At 45.0% G+C, this 20429-nt stretch carries 13 protein-coding genes and 1 pseudogene; all 14 read left to right on the forward strand.

The features are described from left to right. The first annotated feature begins 142 nt into the window (after positions 1–142). Complete coding sequence (gene nifJ, locus KQI91_RS14215) at positions 143–3679, forward strand: pyruvate:ferredoxin (flavodoxin) oxidoreductase (protein WP_216393420.1); 3537 nt, start codon at positions 143–145, stop codon at positions 3677–3679. A 68-nt stretch (positions 3680–3747) separates the two neighbouring features. Next, entirely contained in the window at positions 3748–6519 is a 2772-nt protein-coding gene (locus KQI91_RS14220) for a YfhO family protein (protein WP_216393421.1), read from the forward strand. Continuing rightward, complete coding sequence (locus KQI91_RS14225) at positions 6516–7472, forward strand: glycosyltransferase family 2 protein (protein WP_216393422.1); 957 nt, start codon at positions 6516–6518, stop codon at positions 7470–7472. The genes KQI91_RS14220 and KQI91_RS14225 overlap by 4 nt, the downstream gene beginning before the upstream one ends. A gap of 12 nt (positions 7473–7484) precedes the next feature. Continuing rightward, positions 7485–7907 (forward strand): GtrA family protein, encoded by a 423-nt coding sequence (locus KQI91_RS14230; RefSeq protein WP_216393423.1) that lies wholly within the window; start codon positions 7485–7487, stop codon positions 7905–7907. 24 nt (positions 7908–7931) lie between these two features. Further along, positions 7932–8984: a nicotinate-nucleotide--dimethylbenzimidazole phosphoribosyltransferase gene (gene cobT / locus KQI91_RS14235; protein WP_216393424.1), complete on the forward strand. Its 1053-nt coding sequence runs from the start codon at positions 7932–7934 to the stop codon at positions 8982–8984. A 2-nt stretch (positions 8985–8986) separates the two neighbouring features. Beyond that, the gene (locus tag KQI91_RS14240; protein ID WP_216393425.1) at positions 8987–9559 is read left to right on the forward strand and encodes a bifunctional adenosylcobinamide kinase/adenosylcobinamide-phosphate guanylyltransferase; all 573 of its coding nucleotides are present in this window, start codon (positions 8987–8989) and stop codon (positions 9557–9559) included. After that, the gene (gene cobS / locus KQI91_RS14245) at positions 9531–10316 is read left to right on the forward strand and encodes an adenosylcobinamide-GDP ribazoletransferase (RefSeq protein ID WP_330654584.1); all 786 of its coding nucleotides are present in this window, start codon (positions 9531–9533) and stop codon (positions 10314–10316) included. The genes KQI91_RS14240 and cobS overlap by 29 nt, the downstream gene beginning before the upstream one ends. Positions 10317–10332: 16 nt before the next feature. Next, positions 10333–10713, forward strand: a complete 381-nt coding sequence (locus tag KQI91_RS14250) for a bifunctional adenosylcobinamide kinase/adenosylcobinamide-phosphate guanylyltransferase (RefSeq protein WP_216393426.1) — start codon at positions 10333–10335, stop codon at positions 10711–10713. Further along, on the forward strand, positions 10706–11314 hold the full coding sequence (locus KQI91_RS14255; protein WP_216393427.1) for a histidine phosphatase family protein: 609 nt from the start codon (positions 10706–10708) through the stop codon (positions 11312–11314). The genes KQI91_RS14250 and KQI91_RS14255 overlap by 8 nt, the downstream gene beginning before the upstream one ends. 273 nt (positions 11315–11587) lie before the next feature. Next, the gene (ssnA, locus tag KQI91_RS14260; protein ID WP_216393428.1) at positions 11588–12919 is read left to right on the forward strand and encodes a putative aminohydrolase SsnA; all 1332 of its coding nucleotides are present in this window, start codon (positions 11588–11590) and stop codon (positions 12917–12919) included. 50 nt (positions 12920–12969) lie between these two features. Further along, positions 12970–14364 (forward strand): annotated as a pseudogene (locus tag KQI91_RS14265) (selenate reductase); the annotation flags it as partial. A 425-nt stretch (positions 14365–14789) separates the two neighbouring features. After that, complete coding sequence (gene xdh, locus KQI91_RS14270) at positions 14790–17372, forward strand: selenium-dependent xanthine dehydrogenase (RefSeq protein ID WP_216393430.1); 2583 nt, start codon at positions 14790–14792, stop codon at positions 17370–17372. Between the two features lies 1 nt (position 17373). Further along, entirely contained in the window at positions 17374–17865 is a 492-nt protein-coding gene (locus KQI91_RS14275; protein ID WP_216393431.1) for a 4Fe-4S binding protein, read from the forward strand. Positions 17866–18148: 283 nt separating this feature from the next. Next, positions 18149–20425: a xanthine dehydrogenase subunit XdhA gene (gene xdhA, locus KQI91_RS14280; RefSeq protein ID WP_216393432.1), complete on the forward strand. Its 2277-nt coding sequence runs from the start codon at positions 18149–18151 to the stop codon at positions 20423–20425. Positions 20426–20429 lie beyond the last annotated feature (4 nt).

Consider the following 20429-nt stretch of genomic DNA (forward strand, 5'->3'; position numbering starts at 1 on the left):
TGTAAATAGATACAGAAAATGAGGAATCCCGATTGGACATTCGGGATTGTCTATGCTATAATAACCAATGGACTTTTAGACCCGTATAGTGGTCTGAAATAAATTAAACTTTTCATCATACCTTTAAGGAGGAAAACAAACTATGGCAAGAAAGATGAAAACCATGGATGGTAACCATGCAGCCGCTCATGCTTCTTATGCATACTCAGATGTAGCTGCTATCTACCCGATCACTCCTTCATCTGTTATGGCGGAAGCAACAGATGAGTGGGCAACTCAGGGAAGAAAGAACATCTTTGGACAGGAAGTACAGGTTACAGAGATGCAGTCTGAAGCAGGTGCTGCAGGTGCAGTACACGGATCTCTGGCAGCAGGTGCTCTGACAACTACTTATACTGCATCCCAGGGTCTTCTTCTGATGATCCCGAACCTTTACAAAATCGCTGGTGAGCAGCTTCCGGGCGTTATCAACGTATCCGCTCGTGCACTTGCTTCTCACGCACTTTCCATTTTCGGAGATCATTCCGACGTTATGGCCTGTCGTCAGACCGGATGCGCAATGCTCTGCGAATCATCCGTACAGGAAGTTATGGACCTGACACCGGTTGCTCACCTTGCAGCAATCAAAGGCAAAGTTCCGTTCATCAACTTCTTCGATGGATTCCGTACATCTCACGAAATCCAGAAGATCGAAACATGGGACTATGAAGATCTGAAAGATATGGCAGATATGGAAGCTATCCAGGCATTCCGTGATCATGCCCTGAATCCGAACCACCCATGTCAGAGAGGTTCTGCACAGAACCCGGATATCTTCTTCCAGGCAAGAGAAGCATGTAACCCGTTCTACGATGCTCTTCCGGCAGTAGTTCAGGAATACATGGACAAAGTAAATGAAAAGATCGGAACAGACTACAAACTGTTCAACTACTACGGAGCAGAGGATGCTGAACACATCATCATCGCTATGGGTTCCGTAAACGATACAATCGAAGAAACAATCGATTACCTTGCAGCAGCAGGCAAAAAAGTAGGTGTTGTTAAAGTTCGTCTTTACAGACCATTCTGCGCACAGGCACTGATCGATGCTATTCCGGAAACTGTTAAACAGATCAGCGTTCTTGACAGAACAAAAGAGCCAGGAGCACTTGGCGAGCCTCTGTACCTTGACGTTGTTGCTGCATTAAAGGACAGCAAGTTCAAAGATGTCAAGATCTTTACAGGACGTTACGGACTTGGCTCCAAAGATACTACACCGGCACAGATCGTTGCAGTATATGAGAACACAACAAAAGAAAAATTCACAATCGGTATCAACGATGATGTTACACATCTTTCTCTGGAAACAGGCGCTCCGCTTGTTACAACACCAGAAGGAACTACAAACTGCAAGTTCTGGGGTCTTGGAGCTGACGGTACTGTAGGCGCTAACAAGAACTCCATCAAGATCATCGGTGACAACACAGACATGTACGCACAGGCTTATTTTGATTATGACTCCAAGAAGTCCGGTGGTGTTACAATGTCTCACCTTCGTTTCGGTAAGAAACCGATTAAATCTACATACCTGATCCACAAAGCAAACTTTGTTGCATGTCATAATCCGTCTTATGTAAATAAGTACAACATGGTTCAGGAACTTGTTGATGGTGGTACATTCCTTCTTAACTGTGCATGGGATATGGAAGGTCTTGAAAAACATCTCCCGGGACAGGTAAAAGCATTCATCGCTAACCACAATATCAAATTCTACACCATCGACGGTGTGAAGATCGGTATTGAAACTGGCATGGGACCAACACGTATCAACACAATCCTTCAGTCTGCATTCTTCAAACTTACAGGAATCATTCCGGAAGAGCAGGCAATCGAACTGATGAAAGCAGCTGCTAAAGCTACTTACGGACGTAAAGGTGACGACGTTGTTCAGAAGAACTGGGCAGCTATCGATGCCGGTGCAAAACAGGTTGTAGAAGTTAAAGTTCCGGAAAGCTGGAAAGATGCAGAAGATGAAGGTCTCTTCATGGCTCATGCAACTCACGGCGCTCAGGAAGCTCAGGACTTCGTAAACAACATCCAGTGCAAGATCAATGCACAGGAAGGTAACACACTTCCTGTATCTGCATTTACAGAATATGTTGATGGTACTACACCATCCGGAACAGCTGCATACGAAAAACGTGGTATCGCAGTAAACGTACCGGTATGGCAGCCAGAAAACTGTATCCAGTGTAACCGTTGTGCATATGTCTGCCCACACGCAGCAATCCGTCCGGTAGCACTGACAGAAGAAGAAGCAGCTAACGCTCCAGAAGGAATGGCTACTCTTCCGATGACAGGTATGAAAGATTACAAATTCACCATGACTGTATCAGCTTATGACTGTACAGGATGTGGTTCCTGTGCAAATGTCTGCCCAGGCAAGAAAGGTGCAAAAGCCCTTGCTATGGAAAACATGGAAGCAAACGCAGGACTTCAGAAATTCTTCGATTACGGAAGAGAACTTCCGATCAAAGAAGATGTTGTTGCTAAATTCAAAGAAACAACAGTTAAGGGAAGCCAGTTCAAACAGCCTCTGCTTGAGTTCTCCGGAGCATGTGCAGGTTGTGGTGAAACACCTTACGCTAAACTGATCACACAGCTGTTCGGTGACAGAATGTACATTGCAAATGCTACAGGATGCTCCTCTATCTGGGGTAACTCTTCACCGTCTACACCATACACAACCAACGCTAAGGGACAGGGTCCGGCATGGGCTAACTCACTGTTCGAAGATAACGCTGAGTTTGGTTATGGTATGCTTCTTGCTCAGAGAGCTATCCGTGATGGCCTCAAAGCAAAAGTTGAAGCTGTTGTAGCAGAAGGAAAAGACGAAGCAGTTAAAGAAGCAGGTCAGGAATGGCTGGATACATTTGCAGTTGGCGCAACAAACGGTGCAGCAACAGACAAACTGATCGCAGCTCTGGAAGCTTGCGGATGTGACGCAGCAAAAGAAATCCTTGCTCAGAAAGACTATCTGTCCAAGAAATCCCAGTGGATCTTCGGTGGTGACGGATGGGCTTACGATATCGGATTCGGTGGTGTTGACCATGTTCTCGCAAGCGGACGTGACATCAACGTTATGGTATTCGATACAGAGGTTTACTCCAACACAGGTGGACAGTCCTCTAAATCTACACCAACAGGTGCAATCGCTCAGTTCGCAGCTGGCGGTAAAGAAACCAAGAAGAAAGATATGGCTTCCATCGCAATGAGCTATGGCTATGTATACGTAGCACAGATCTCTATGGGTGCTGACTTCAACCAGACTGTTAAAGCAATCGCTGAAGCAGAAGCTTATCCGGGACCGTCTCTGATCATTGCATACGCTCCATGTATCAACCATGGTATCAAGAAAGGTATGGCAAAAGCTCAGACAGAAGAAGAACTGGCAGTTAAGTGCGGATACTGGCACAACTTCCGCTTCAACCCGGCAGCAGACAAGAAGTTTGCTCTGGATTCCAAGACACCGGATATGGAGAACTACATGGACTTCCTGAATGGTGAGGTTCGTTACAACTCCTTACAGCGTCAGAATCCTGAAAAAGCAGCAAGACTGTTTGCTAAGAACGAATCTGAAGCAAAAGCTAGATATGCATATCTGAATAAACTCGTAGCTATGTACGGCGAAGAAGAATAATTCAGAATCATTGGCCGCGGTACTTTATGTACCGCGGCTTTTTCTTTAAATAAAAGGACAGGAACAGCATGAGTAAAATAAAAAATAAAGAAAAACACAGCAACTGGAAAAATGCAGACTTTTATCTCTTTTATACACTTGCTTTTGCAGGAATAGCCCTTTTTCTGTATATGAGATTTTATCTGAACGGAAAATCTCTGGTGTGGAGTCATGATGGAATACCACAGCATCTGAATTCTCTGGCATATTATGGAAAATATCTCAGGGGAATCCTTCATACGTTATTTGTAGAACACAGAATATCCATTCCGATGTGGGATCTGAATATTGGATATGGATCGGATATTTTGACTACGCTGCATTACTATGTCATTGGGGATCCTCTGACACTTCTTTCTGTTTTTTTTAAACCGGCACAGACAGAACTGTTGTATGAGATACTGATCTTTCTGAGAATTTATCTGGCAGGAATTGCATTCAGCAGATACAGTTTTTACCATAAAAATTCCAAACAGGCAGTTTTTATGGGAACCATGATCTATATCTTTGCAGGATGGACTATTTATGCGGCAATGAAACATCCGTATTTTTCAAATCCGATGATCTATTTGCCATTTATTCTCATGGGAATTGATAAAATATACAAAAAAGAAAAACCATATATTTTTATCTGGTCGGTTGCTTTTGCAGGACTGTCAAATTTTTATTTCTTTTATATGCTTGGAATCTTTATGATTCTGTATGCGGTTTTTCGATATTTTGAAGAATTTGCGGACAGATCTGTAAAAAATATCGCAAGATGGATTGCCGTTTTTGCAGTGTATTCTGTGATCGCAGTTCTGATCGCTGCCGTGATTCTTCTGCCGGTGATCTTACCGGTTTTTGGAACAGACCGGTTTAAAGCCGAAAACTATGTTCCGTTATTATATGATAAAGTTTACTACGAAAAATATCTGGGATGTCTGATCGGAGAAAACATGATCCAGTGGGGAGTTGCGGGATTTACTGCAGTTTCTCTGACAGGAGTATTTGTATTATTTGCAAAAAGAAAGAAATACAGAACTCTGAAGGCCGGCTTTGTGATGGTGAATCTTTTTCTGCTTCTGCCATATGCAGGACATGTGCTGAATGGATTCTCTTATGTATCAAATCGCTGGATCTGGGCATATGGGATGCTGATCGCGTACATCTTTGTAAAAATATATCCGGAATTGTTTACGTTAACACTGAAAGAAAAAAGAACAGTCTTCGTTATGCTCCTTGTTTATTGTGGACTGGCTCTGCTTCCGGATGCTGCACGTACACAGAGAAATATGATGGCAGTGATCTTTCTGGTTGCCGCTACGTTTACAGTTCTTTCTTTCGGCTCTCTTTTTGTGAGAAGAAGAAATCTGACGATCATGGTATCCGGATTTCTGGTTGCGGGGATTCTGTTTAACATTTATTACCAGTATTCCTATGAAAAGGATTATCTGTCAGAATTTTCTGATCAGGGGGAGGCACTGGATAAACTGGAAACAGGAACCGATCTGGCAGTACTGGATACAGAGGATGCTTCGCTGTATCGTTATGATCAGATGGGAGCAAATTCCTGTGAAAATTCTTCTATGCAGACAGGAACGAACAGCACGGCTTATTATTTCAGTGTGGCAAGTGCGAGTATCGGAAACTTCTTTGATGAGATTTATCTGAACACTCCGTGGGAACAGCATTATGAAAATCTGGATGGACGGACAATTCTGGACAGACTGGCAGCTGTGAAATATTTTGTGGTTCGGGCAGGAGAAGAGGAATATCTGCCTTATGGTTATAACAAACTGGCTGGTGAAGCGGAAAAAAATGGAAAAACATATCGGGCATATACCTGTCAGCAGACGCTTCCGTTTGGCTATACATACGATACCTGTATTTCACGGGAAAAATATGAAAAAATGTCTGCAATCGAAAAACAGCAGGCGCTTCTCCAGGGAGTTGTGCTGGAGGAAAGTACACTTCCAGAGACCGAGGTGAAATTCAATGACCGTGAAGTTCCGTACAAGATCATTACAGGACAGGGATGCCGGGAAAAAGATGGAAAGCTGATCGTTACCAAAGAAAATGCACAGGTCAGGCTGGTGTTTGACGGAGAAAACAATAGTGAAACTTATCTGATCACCGAGGGAATGGATTATGATGCGCTTTCACCGCGGGAGATGGTCAGTGACAAAAAGTGGGAAAATATGACGCTGTATGAACAAAACCAGCTTCTGCATGAAAACAGCAGCTGGCGTTACTGGAAAGAAAGTCAGAAAGCGTATGTCAGTGTTTCTGGGAACTTTTTGAACAAAAAAATCAGTATTTTTACGGATCGTTATAATGCATACAGTGGAAAGCATGATTTCCTGTGTAATACAGGTTACAGCAAAATGGGAAAGAATTCGGTGACATTGACCTTTGAAAATACAGGAGTGTATTCCTGGGATAGCCTGAAAGTAGTCTGCCAGCCAATGACAGAAGTAGACAGTCAGACAGAAAGGCTTGCACAGGAAAAACTGGAGAAGGTAGTGATCAAAGACCACGAACTGATGGGAGAAATCACCCTGTCAAAGAAAAAAGCACTGGTGATCGCGCTTCCATACAGTACTGGATTTAGCGCTTATGTAGATGGAAAAGAGACGGAATTAAAGCAGGCGAATACAATGTATATGGCACTGGAATTGCCGAAGGGCAAGCATACGATCCGGATTACTTATCACACACCATATTTGTATACAGGCCTTTGCTTGACTTGTGTAGGACTGTTGTGCTACATTGGTGTCGTGTTAATTTTCAGAAAGAAAAGAGGAAATAAAAAAGGATGAGTACACTATCAGTCGTACTTCCGGCATATAATGAAGAATTGATGGTTGGCAAGACCTGCAGAGTACTTCACGAAGTGCTGACCGGAGCCGGAATATCCTATGAACTGGTTCTTGTGAACGATGGTTCCAGAGACCAAACATGGAATGAGATTTTAAAAGCAGGTGAAAAGGATCCTAATATTCTTGGGGTGCATTTTTCCAGAAATTTTGGAAAAGAGGCGGCTGTTTTTGCCGGACTGGCACAGGCTTCTGGTGATGTGGTAGCGGTTATGGACTGTGATCTGCAGCATCCGGCAGAGACATTGCTTGAAATGTATGAGAAATGGAAAGAGGGATACGAAGTCATTGAGGGAGTCAAAAAGAGTCGTGGAAAAGAAAGCTTTCTCCATAAGGAAAGTGCCGGCTTCTTTTATGGCATTATGTCCAAAGCGACAAAAGTGGATATGCAGAATGCATCAGATTTTAAAATGATGGATCGCAAAGTGGTGGACAGTATTCTTTCCATGCCGGAGAGAAATATGTTTTTCCGTGCGACTTCTTCATGGGTTGGATTCAGGACAACTTCGGTAGAATTTGAGGTGCATGAGCGCGAGGCCGGAGAATCCAAGTGGTCGACCTGGTCGTTAGTGAAATATGCATTCACTAATATTGTGGCATTTACGACAGCACCGCTGCAGTTTGTGACTGTAGGTGGAGGAATCTGTTTCGGCTGTTCTCTGATCATGATCATTTATTCGCTGGTGCAGTATTTCCGGGGGCGCGCGATTGAAGGGTATACAACTACGATACTGCTGCTTTTGCTGATTGGCAGTGCGATCATGTTGAGCCTTGGCGTGATTGGATATTATATCGCAAAGATTTACGAAGAAGTCAAACGTCGTCCGCGTTATATTGTTTCTAAGATTGTCCGTGGAACGAATGATGTGACCGAAAATACCAGACATGATGTCTGATGGGAGAATACGATGAAAAAAATAAAAGAACTGATCCTGTATTTTTATAGCAATGATGTGATCAGATATGTGTTTTTTGGAGGATGCACCACGCTGGTAAATCTGGTGTGTTTTTATGTATTGTGGAATCTCTGCCATGTAAATCTGAATATTGCAAATGTGATATCGATCATTGTGGCAATTCTTTTTGCATACATAGTAAATTCAAAATTTGTGTTTCAGGACAAATGCGAGACATTTGCAGATCATATCCGCCCGTTTTGTAAATTTGTCAGTGCCCGTCTTCTGACCATGGTGATTGAAGTTGGCGGAGTGTGGCTGCTTGTTGAAAAAATGGGGCTGAATGGTATGGTCGGAAAGTTCTGTACACAGTTTATCGTGCTTGCACTGAACTATATTTTCAGCAAGTTTTTTGTATTTACGACAGGAAAATAAAGGAAAAAATCTGGAGGAAATAAGATGACACTGGAAGAAACTCTGGCTCAGATAAAGCCATTGGACAAAAAAGCGATGGATACGGCTGCAAAACGCTGGGACAGTATAGCAAAACCATTGCATTCACTCGGAAAAATGGAAAAACTGGTGATTCAGATCGCCGGTATCACCGGAAGTCCGGATATGACGGTGAAGAAACGTGCGCTGGTGCCAATGTGTGCGGATAATGGGGTTGTAGAAGAAGGAGTAACACAGACCGGGCAGGAAGTGACTGCGATCGTTGCTGAGAATTTTCTTTCCGGAGATACTTCTGCCTGTGTTATGAGCCGCCAGTGCGGAACAGAAGTCATTCCGGTTGATATTGGAATGGTGGTTGATACCAAAGTTCCTACAGATCTGAAAGTTGCGTATGGAACTGCCAATATGACCAAGGGTCCTGCAATGACCAGAGACCAGGCCGTACAGGCACTGGAAGCGGGCATTGAGATGGTCCGCCGTCTGAAAGAGGAAGGATACGGACTGCTGGCAACCGGTGAGATGGGAATCGGAAATACTACTACAAGCAGTGCGGTAGCTGCGGTACTTCTGAACCGTCCGGTGGAAGAAATGACCGGGAGAGGAGCCGGGTTATCGGGAGATGGCCTGAACAGAAAAATCCATGCGATCAAAAAAGCCATTGAATTAAATCAGCCGGACCCGACGGATGCGATCGATGTACTTTCCAAGGTTGGTGGCTTTGATATTGCAGGCATGGCAGGAATGTTTCTCGGAGGAGCGGCTTATGGCATTCCGGTCGTGATCGACGGATTTATTTCCTGTGTGGCAGCACTTGTTGCACAGAGAATCTGTCCGATGGCGGAAGAGTATATGATAGCATCTCATGTTTCAAAAGAACCGGCAGCGCATCTGATACTGGAAGCACTTGGCAAGGACGCGGTTATCCATGGTGAAATGTGCCTGGGAGAGGGAAGTGGTGCGGTTGCTCTGTTTCCGTTTCTGGATATGGGAATCGCAGTATATGAGTCCATGAGCACGTTTGATGATATTCATGTAGAACAGTATGAGGAGCTTATATAAAAATGATGATTCTTGTTACAGGAGGAAGCGGAAGCGGAAAATCTGCTTTTGCAGAAGACTGTGTTGTTTCTTTTGGAGGAGAAGAGAGAGTTTACATAGCAACCATGTATCCGTTTGATGAAGAAAGCAAAAAAAGGGTGCAGCGTCATCGTAAGATGCGACAGGGCAAGGGATTTAAAACGATAGAATGTTATACCAGGCTGGAGAGGGTACAGGTGCCTGAGGACAGTACCGTGCTTTTGGAATGCATGTCAAATCTTGTTGCCAATGAGATGTTTCAGGAAGATGGCGCACATGAGGATACAGTTGCATCCGTGCTCAGAGGAGTACGACAACTGAAGGAACAGACAGGAAATCTGGTGATCGTGACGAATGAGATTTTTTCTGAGGCAGCGACTTATCAGGGAGATACGGAACGATATCAGGAATATCTGGGAAAGATCAATCAGGAACTTGCAGAAATGGCAGAGCAGGTTGTGGAAGTGGTTTACGGGATACCGATATATCATAAAGAGTGTGCTCCAGAAGGGCAGGAAGGAAGTGGGGATGATGAAAAGCCTGTGGAACAGCTTTAAAATTGCATTTGCCATGTTTTCCAAGATTCCGATGCCACAGGCAGACTGGTCAGAAGAAAATATGCGTTATATGCTCTGCTTTTTTCCGTTTGTCGGTGCTGCGGTCGGGGCAGTAATGCTTGCTGTGGAATGGATCTGTCGATATTTGGGGATGAGTAATGGATTTATCACAGTGGCATTGATGCTGGTTCCGGTGTTTGTAACAGGCGGTATTCATGTGGATGGGCTGCTGGATACTTCAGATGCCCTGAGTTCCTGGAGAGACAGGGAAAAACGCCTGGAGATTCTGAAAGATTCTCATGCAGGTGCGTTTGCGGTCATTACGGCATGTGTTTATTTTCTTGCCATGTATGGCGGAATGAGTCAGATCGTAGAACAGGACAACCGCGAAATGTTATATATCCTGGCAGCAGGCTGCATGGTGTCCCGGTGTCTGTCAGGAATTGGCGTGATCACACTGCCAAAGGCGAATGCAAATGGCACGGTTGCGGAATTTTCCCGCAAAGCACAGGATACAAGAGTGCGGAATATACTGGTGGTCTATCTGATTCTGCTGGCTGTTTTTATGGCCTGGATTCAGCCGGTGTGGGGAATAGCTGCGTTTGTGACAGCATTGCTGGTATTCTGGTTTTATATCCATAAAGCAATGAAATATTTTGGCGGGACAACAGGAGATCTTTCGGGATATTTCCTGTGTCTCTGTGAGGTATGGATCGTGCTGGTGGTGGCAGTTGTTACAGTAGTATACAAAGTGTGAGGATAAGAAAAAAGATATGAAAATGATCATAGGTGGAGCGTTTCAGGGAAAGTCAGCTCTTGCAAAAAAAGAATATCCGAAGATTGACTGGGTCAATGGCGAAGAGGCAGACTGGGCTGCTGTCAGAAAGGCACAGGGAATCCTTAATTTTCATGCATTCATTCGAAGAGAGATGAAGGAAGGCAAAGATGTCAGGGAGCTGGCAGAATGGCTGATCGACTGTAATCCGGAGGTGATACTGGTATCGGATGAGGTTGGATACGGTGTTGTGCCGATGGATGCATTTGACCGTGCATACAGGGAAGCAGTAGGAAGGATCTGTACAAAACTTGCAGCATACAGTTGTGAAGTGACACGAGTCGTATGCGGAATCGGGACGGTGATCAAACATGCTTAAAATCTGGCTGATCCGCCATGGGATGACAGAGGGGAACCGTCATCAGAGATATATCGGAGTGACAGATGAGCCTTTGTGTCCGGAAGGCAGAGAACGGTTAAAAGTATTTAGCTATCCGCATGTGCAGACGCTTTTTGTAAGTCCGCTCCGTCGCTGTCAGGAAACAGCGGAGATTCTTTTTCCAGGAGAGAGGATGCGGATCATTGATCAGCTCGCGGAATGTGATTTTGGAGACTTTGAGAATAAAAATTATAAAGAACTTTCAGGGGATCCAAGATATCAGGCATGGATCGACAGCAATGGAATCCTGGCATTCCCGGGTGGTGAGAGCAAGGAGGAATGTGCTGCACGTAATCTGGAAGGCTTCCAGAGGGCAGTGACAGCCTGCATCAGAGAAAATGTTTCTGAGGCGGCGTTGGTCGTTCATGGCGGTACGATCATGAATATAATGGAAGCATATGCGTATCCGAAGAAAGAATTTTATGAGTGGCATGTTGGCAATGGATGCGGATATCTGGTGGAACTGGACCCGGTTCTGTGGAAAAAGGACCGACGGGCACTGCAGGTACTGGAGAGCAGGGATGGAAAGAACATCGAATAAACAGGTTTAAGTTAAATGCCGGCATATATTTTTAACAGGAATTACTTTTCAGATGGCAGAATCTATGCTATACTGAGCGAAGCGACGGAGCAGAGGATTGTTCCGTCCTTTTTTTGTTTATGCCTACAAAATTTTTTTGAATACCAAAAAGAAATTGCTAACCAGGTTGAAATACGATGCAAAGTATGTTACATTATATAGTATAAAACACCGAAAACTTATGAAAAATCCCACTATCAATTGGAAAAATTTCACAAGGCAGGGAGGAACGATATGTTAGTTATTGGAAACGGAAGAATGATCACACGGGACGCGTCCAATGCTTTTCTTGAAAATGGAGCAGTGGCAGTGGATGGTAACACCATTAAAATGGTGGGGGTAACTGATGAAATAAAGAGAGCTTATCCTGATGCTGAGTTTGTAGATGCGCACGGCGGAATCATTATGCCTGCTTTTATTAACGCACATGAACATATCTACAGTGCTTTTGCGAGAGGGTTAAATGTCAACGGATATAATCCGAAAGGCTTCCTGGATATTCTGGACGGTATGTGGTGGAACATTGACCGTCATCTGACTCTGGAGCAGACGAAGCTTTCTGCTTATGCAACTTACATCGATTCGATCAAGAACGGTGTGACAACGGTATTTGACCATCATGCAAGCTTTGGTCACATCACAGGTTCTCTGAATGCGATCGAGGAAGCTGCGAAGGATCTTGGTGTCCGTACCTGTCTGTGTTATGAAATCTCAGACAGAGACGGCATGGACAAATCCCGGGAATCCGTGATGGAGAACGTAAACTTCATCAAACATGCGAAGCAGGATGACAGCGATATGCTGGCAGCAATGATGGGTATGCATGCATCCTTTACGATTTCAGATGAAACGATGGAACTTTGTAATGCGCTGAAACCAGAAGGTGTTGGATATCATATTCACGTGGCAGAGGGAATCTATGATCTTCACCAGTGTCTGAAAGAACACAACAAACGAATCGTAGATCGGCTGTATGACTGGAATATACTTGGACCGAAAACACTGCTGGGACATTGTATCTATATCAATGAGCATGAGATGGAGCTGATCAAAGAGACAGACACCATGGTCGTACACAACCCGGAATCCAATATGGGAAATGCCTGCGGATGTCCTCCAACGATGGAACTGGTACATAAGGGAATTCTGACAGGACTTGGAACCGATGGTTATACACACGATATGATGGAATCCTGGAAGGTGGCAAACATTCTCCATAAGCATCATCTCTGTGATCCGACTGCCGCATGGGGCGAAGTTCCGCAGATGCTGTTTGAGGGAAATGCAAAGATTGCAAACCGTTACTTTAAGAAGGAACTCGGCGTACTTAAAGAAGGTGCAGCAGCAGACGTGATCGTTATTGATTATGATCCGCTGACACCGATGGATGCATCTAATTGCAATGGACATCTTCTGTTTGGTGTAAACGGAAGTATGGTACAGACAACGGTATGTAACGGAAAAGTGCTTATGAAAGATCGAGAAGTGCTTGTATGTGATGAAGCCAAAGTTATGGCAGACTGCCGGCAGGCTGCAAAAGAACTTGCAGAGGACATCAACAGATAAAGTCTGACAATTACTATTTTTGTATTGGACCTTACAGGGAGGAATAAAATATGAGTGATATTATGAAAAGCATTCCATTTGGACAGCTTATGGAATGGATTCTGGAAGAACATAAAAAAACCGGGCAGATTTTTGGCATTCAGAAGGCTTATGTAGCAGATGTTTCTAAAACTGTTGAGATTTTTGGAAGAAAACTTGAGAATCCGGTCGGACCGGCAGCAGGTCCGCACACACAGCTTGCACAGAATCTTGTGGCAGCTTACTATGCAGGTGCGAGATTTTTTGAGTTAAAGACAGTACAGAAGATGGACGGACCGGAGCTTTCCGCATGTATTCCAAAACCGTGTATCGTGGCAGAGGATGAGGCATATAACTGCGAATGGTCCACAGAACTTTACGTTCCACAGGCGATGGGTGAATATATCAAGGGCTGGATGGCACTTCACGTGATCTCCAAAGAATTCGGACTTGGAAGCCCGGACGGATTTCAGTTCAACATGTCCTGCGGCTACAACCTGGAAGGAATCAAGGATAAGAAGATCGACGATTTTATCGAAGGGCTCAAAGATGCCCGCGATACAGAAGTTTTCAAAGAATGTAAGACATGGCTTCTCGATCATGCAGACCTCTTTGAGCATGTGACAAAAGAGGATATTGAGACAATTCCGTCAGAAATCTGTAATTCCATCACACTTTCTACCATGCACGGATGTCCTCCGCAGGAGATCGAAAATATTGTTATGTATCTCCTCAAAGAAAAACACATCAACACCTATGTAAAATGCAACCCGACACTTCTCGGTTATGAATTTGTCCGTAAGGCAATGGACGATCTGGGATATGACTACATGGCATTTACAGATTTCCATTTCAAGGATGATTTACAGTATGAGGATGCTGTTCCGATGCTGAAACGTCTCAAAGAAACAGCAGCACAGGAAGGACTTTCCTTCGGTGTGAAACTGACCAATACCTTCCCGGTAGATATCAAACGCCAGGAGCTTCCGGGTGAGGAGATGTATATGTCCGGTAAGGCACTGTTCCCGCTTTCCATCACAGTGGCAGCACGTCTTGCAGAATCTTTTGACGGTGAGCTTCCAATGTCCTTCTCAGGCGGAGCTGACCAGAAGAATATCGATCAGATCGTGGGCTGCGGCATCTGGCCGGTCACAGTGGCAACCGTTCTTCTCAAACCGGGCGGATACAAATGGATGACCCGCATTGCAGAGAAAGCAGATGAGTGCGAAGTTGGAGAATGCGGCAAAGTCAAAGTAGAAGAAGTGAAGAAACTTGCAGAAGCTTCTCTTGCCGATGCACATTACCAGAAGAGCGCAAAGAAAGCAGCAGGAAAGAGAAAAGAAGAGAAATCTCCGCTTCTTGACTGCCTTAAGAAAAAAGATGCGCCGGACAAAAAAGAGTTCACAGCACACAAACGTGTATGCGGAAACTGTGCAGACGTATGTCCGAACCGTGCGAATGTCCTGATCGAAGTACCGGAGATGGAACTTCTGCAGATCCTTCATGTAGACTATATGTGCAACGAATGCGGCAACTGCCGTTCCTTCTGCCAGTATGCAGGAGCACCATATAAGGACAAATTCACTTTATTTGCAACAGAAGAAGACATGAAAGACAGCGCAAACAATGGTTTCACTGTACTGAATGCAGAAAGTAAAGAAGTAAAAGTACGTATTGGAGACAAAGAAGAAATCGTAAAAGCAGATCAGCCGTCCGGCATTCTCACAGGAGGACTGTCACAGCTTATCTGCACAGTAATCAATGACTATGCTTACCTGTTGATGTGAAAACAGCCTGCTGAAAAGCATCTGTGGTATCGTGATACCATCAGACAGGAAAAGGAGAATCCACTATGGCAATATTTAAAGTAAATGGACAAAGTGTTCAGCCGGAGAAGAATCAGAAACTCTTAAGATTCCTCCGTGATGAACTTCATCTGACATCTGTAAAAGACGGATGCAGTGAGGGCGCATGTGGAGCCTGTACAGTGATCATTGATGGAAAAACCTGCAAAGCATGTGTCCCGGATACAGATTCCCTGGACGGAAGAGAAATCATAACCGTAGAGGGACTGACAGGATGGGAGCAGCAGGTATACACCTATGCATATGGAAAGGCCGGAGCAGTACAGTGTGGATTCTGCATTCCTGGAATGGTAATGTGTACGAAAGCACTTCTCGATGAAAATATGGAGCCTACGGACGACGAGATCCGATATGCGCTGCGCAATAACTATTGCCGCTGCACAGGATACGTAAAGATCATGGATGCCGTCCGTCTGGCAGCAAAGATATTAAAAGCAGGCGAAATTCCAGATGATGGTGACCCGAACTGGACACTTGGCAATCGCGTGGCAAGGATCGATGTAGAGGAGAAAGTCCTCGGATACGGCAAATATCCGGACGATTTTTATCTGGATGGCATGCTTTACGGAGTCGCTCTCCGAAGTAAATATGCACGTGCGAGAGTGCTTTCCATCGATACTTCCAAAGCAAAAGCACTTCCGGGAGTGGAAGCGGTTGTAACTGCTGAGGATATCCCGGGTGAGAACAAGATCGGTCATCTGAAGCATGACCAGTACACCCTGATCCCGGTCGGCTCTCTTGTACATTATCTTGGCGATGCGATCGCACTCGTAGCGGCAAAAGACCGTGAAACTGCAGAAAAAGCGGTCAAACTTATCAAGGTAGAGTATGAGGTGCTTCCTCATGTACATACGATCGAGGCGGCAGCAGCACCGGATGCACCGAAGGTTTTTGATGAAGAAGAAAACAATATCTGTGCACACAAGCATATCAGCAGGGGAAATGCAGAAGAAGCGATCCGAAATTCCAAATATGTGATCTCTCATCATTTTGAGACTCCGTGGACGGAACATGCTTTTCTGGAACCGGAATGTGCCGTTGCTTTTTATGATGAGGACGGAGATGTTTTTATTTATTCGACAGATCAGTCCGCACACCAGACATTGCATGAATGTTCCCTGGTGCTTGGAACAGATAAGGTCAAAGTACAGAATGCACTTGTAGGTGGCGGTTTTGGCGGCAAGGAGGACATGACGGTACAGCATCTGGCTGCCCTTCTTACTTATGTGACGAAGAAACCGGTCAAGGTCAAGCTGTCCAGAGCGGAATCCCTTCTGGTTCACCCGAAACGTCATCCATTTTATATGGACATGACGATGGGATGCGATGAAGAAGGCAATATCATGGGCGTAAAAGCAAGCGTCACTTCGGACACAGGAGCGTTTGCTTCTCTTGGCGGTCCTGTGTTGGAACGTGCCTGCACCCATGCAGCAGGTCCGTACCATTACGAAAACTTTGAAATCGAGGGAACTGCTTACTATACAAATAATCCGCCGGCAGGAGCTTTCCGGGGATTTGGTGTTACGCAGACTTGTTTTGCAACAGAAACATTACTGAATATGATGGCGGATAAGGTTGGCATCACACCGTGGGAGATCCGCTACCGCAATGCAATCCGCCCGGGCGAGGTACTTCCGAATGGTCAGATCGTGGATGATTCCACAGGACTGGTGGAAACACTGGAAGCCGTCAAAGAAGATTATGATGCAGCGATGGCAGCAGGAAAACCGGTCGGAATCGGCTGTGCAATGAAAAATGCCGGTGTCGGTGTTGGTATTCCGGATACTGGTCGTGTGAAACTGATCGTGGAGGATGATGAGAAACTTCATATTTATTCCGGAGCTTCCTGTATCGGTCAGGGCCTTGGAACCGTTCTCGTGCAGATGGTTGTAACGAATACGGATCTGAAACATGAGGATATTGTATATGAACGAAGCAATACCTGGATCTCGCCGGATTCCGGAACGACTTCCGGTTCCAGACAGACCCTGATCACTGGGGAAGCCTGTCGAAGAGCCTGCGAGAAACTGATGGAAGACAGAAGAGCCGGCAGGGAACTTAAGGATATGAAGGGAATTGTATACTACGGAGAGTACCTGGCAAAGACAGATCCGCTTGGCGCAAATGTGCCGAACCCGGTATCCCATGTTGCATATGGATATGCGACTCAGATGTGTGTCCTGGACAAAAAGACCGGAAAATTAGAACACATCGTAGCGGCACATGATGTCGGCAAGGCAGTCAATCCGTTGTCCTGTGAAGGTCAGATCGAGGGCGGTGTGGTCATGTCCATGGGTTACGCCCTTAGGGAGCAGTATCCGATCGATGAGAACTGCAAACCGATACAGAAGTATGGTTCTCTCAGATTATTCCGTTCTCATGAAGTTCCGAAGATCAAAGCGATCGTTGTAGATAAGCCGGGCCTGAAAGTAGCGTGCGGTGCAATTGGTATCGGAGAGATCACTTCGATTCCTACAGCACCGGCGATCGCAGATGCATATTTCCGCTATGACGGAATCCGCAGATACAGTTTACCGCTTTCAGACACACCATACGAAAGGAAGGGTTGATATGGCAGTAAAGAAACGATTTCCATACAGAGCAGCCCTTGTAGCATGTAATGGTGGATGCAGGGCAGTCAAGGGGGAAGCAGGATGCAGTGAAGGCTGTATCGGATGTGGAGCATGTGTCAGTGTATGTAAGTTTGGCGCGATCTCACTGAATGAATACGGTGTGGCAGAAGTAGATGAGGATAAATGTATTGCCTGTGGAAAATGTACAAAAGTCTGTCCGCAGGAGATTATTCATCTGCATGAGTGCGCGAATTATATTGTTGTTAAGTGCTCCAATAAAAGCAAAGGTGCTGATGCAAAAAGACAGTGCGAGGTAAGTTGCATTGGCTGTGGAATCTGCGAAAAGACCTGTACGGCAGGAGCTATCCGAATCACAGATAACCACGCGCTGATTCAGGAAGATCTGTGCTTAAGCTGTGGAATGTGTTCTGTAAAATGTCCACGTCATGCGATTTATGATCTGCGTGGAATATTTACAAAAATAAAATGACAGAATTATTATAAAATTAAATATAAAACAAACGAAAGTAAATGCAAAATATAGTGAAATAGCAGGAAAAGATTGCAAATAAGCTATAAAATATGTTACACTATGGAATAAATACAAACAAAATACCTGTAGTGGAAAGTAGCATGGTTCGGAGCCGGACGTCAGTTCAGAGGGGAACAGAAGTTTCATTGGACGCGTCCGGTTTTTTGTATCTAAAAAGATTCTTTAAAGGTTTATATTAAAAAGATTTGCTTCAAAAATATTATGAAGAAGGTGAGAGATCATGATAGGAAAGAGTGTGCCACGAGTAGACGCATATGAGAAAGTGACCGGAAGAGCCAAATTTACCGATGATCTGATGCCGCCCAGATGTCTGGTGGCAAAAGTACTGCATGCAACGATTGGAAATGGCATCGTAACATCTATCGACACAAGTGAAGCAGAAAAGATGGAAGGAGTAGTTAAAGTTGTGACCTTCCACGATGTGCCGGATCATTGTTATCCGACTCCGGGGCATCCGTGGTCGGTGGAACCGGCACATCAGGATGTGGCCGACCGCAATCTTCTGACCGGGCGTGTGCGATACTACGGAGATGATATTGCAGCTGTGATCGCGGAAGATGAGATCATTGCTTCAAGAGCACTGAAAAAAATCAAAGTGGAATATGAAGAATATCCGGTAGAGATTCACCCGCGTAAATCCATGTACGGAAGCAGACCACCGATTCATTTTGATAAAAAAGACAATGTCCTTGCACGCTCTAATTATTTTATCGGAGATGTAGATAAGGGAATGGAAGAAGCTGAAACCGTTGTAAAAGGGACCTATAAGACCCCGATCGTTCAGCACTGCCATATTGAGGCACCGATTTCTTATGCTTATATGGAAAAAGGGCGGATCGTGGTCGTGACATCTACACAGATTCCGCATATTGTTCGTCGTGTCATAGGTCAGGCACTGGGAATCCCGTGGGGCAGGGTTCGTGTCATCAAACCGTATATCGGTGGAGGATTTGGGAATAAACAGGATGTGCTCTATGAACCGCTGAATGCATTTCTGACTACACAGGTTGGAGGCAGACCGGTCAAGATGGACATCAGCAGGGAAGAAACTTTCTGTAATACAAGAACGCGTCATTCGATTGAATTTGATCTGGCAGCAGGTGTCGATAAAGAAGGCAGATTACTTGCAAAGGATATGCACTCATATTCCAACCAGGGGGCATATGCATCGCATGGCCACGCGATTGCGGCAAATGGACTGACCTCCTGGAGACTGCAGTATGCCTGTCCGAATATCCGTGGGGAGGCTTATACGATCTACACAAATACACCAGTGGGAGGCGCTATGCGAGGCTATGGGATTCCACAGGTATGTTTTGCTATTGAGAGTTTTATGGATGATGTTGCCCATGCGATCCATATGGATCCGCTGGAATTTCGCCGCAAAAACCTGATACAGGGGTATTATGCAGATGCGTATCTCAAACCGATCGCTGCAAATACCAATGGAATCTTTGAATGCCTGAAAAAAGGTGCGGACTACATCCACTGGGATGAAAAACGAAAGGAATATGCGCAGCAGACCGGAGATGTAAGAAGAGGGGTCGGTATGGCACTGTTTTCTTACAAGACAGGTGTATGGCCGATTTCACTGGAGATTGCAGGTGCAAGACTTTCGCTGAACCAGGATGGAAGTGTGCAGCTTACACTTGGAGCAACAGAGATTGGACAGGGAGCCGATACTGTATTTTCGCAGATGGTAGCAGAGACACTTCAGACGGATATGGAACATGTACATATCCAGACGGTGCAGGATACAGATGTAGCACCTTTTGATACAGGCGCTTATGCTTCCAGACAGTCTTTTGTGACAGGAACTGCAGTGCGGCATTGTGCGGAAATTTTAAGAGACAAGATTCTTGCCTATGCAAAAACACTTCTGCCGGAAATTGATACCACAGAACTCGAACTTCGTGATAACTGGATCTGGGCAGGTGGCGAACAGGCGATTTCACTTGCAGCGTTGGCAGAAGAAAGCTATTACAGTCTGACAAATTCTTCTGTACTGACTGCAGAAGTGTCAGAACAGGTGAAGAAAAATACAATTGCTACAGGCTGTTGTTTTGCAGAAGTGGAAGTAGATATCAAACTTGGAAAGATCAAAATTCTTCATATCATCAATGTGCATGACAGTGGGAAACTTCTGAATCCGCAGCTTGCTGAGATGCAGGTTCATGGCGGGATGTCGATGGGCATGGGATATGGAATCAGTGAACAGCTGATCCTGGATGAAAAGACAGGTCGTCCGCTGAATGGAAATCTTCTGGATTACAAGTTGATGACTATGCTGGATACACCGGACATCAAGGCAGATTTTGTGGAAATGGAAGATCCTATGGGACCATATGGAAACAAGGCACTTGGTGAGCCGCCGGCTATTCCGTGTGCACCGGCGATCCGAAATGCGGTATTGCACGCGACAGGAATTTCTTTCCATGAGATTCCTCTGACACCGCAAAGACTGATTGATGAATTTCAAAAAGAAGGATTACTCTGAGAGG

This window comes from Blautia sp. MSJ-19, from assembly GCF_018918125.1.
Lineage (GTDB): Bacteria > Bacillota > Clostridia > Lachnospirales > Lachnospiraceae > Blautia_A.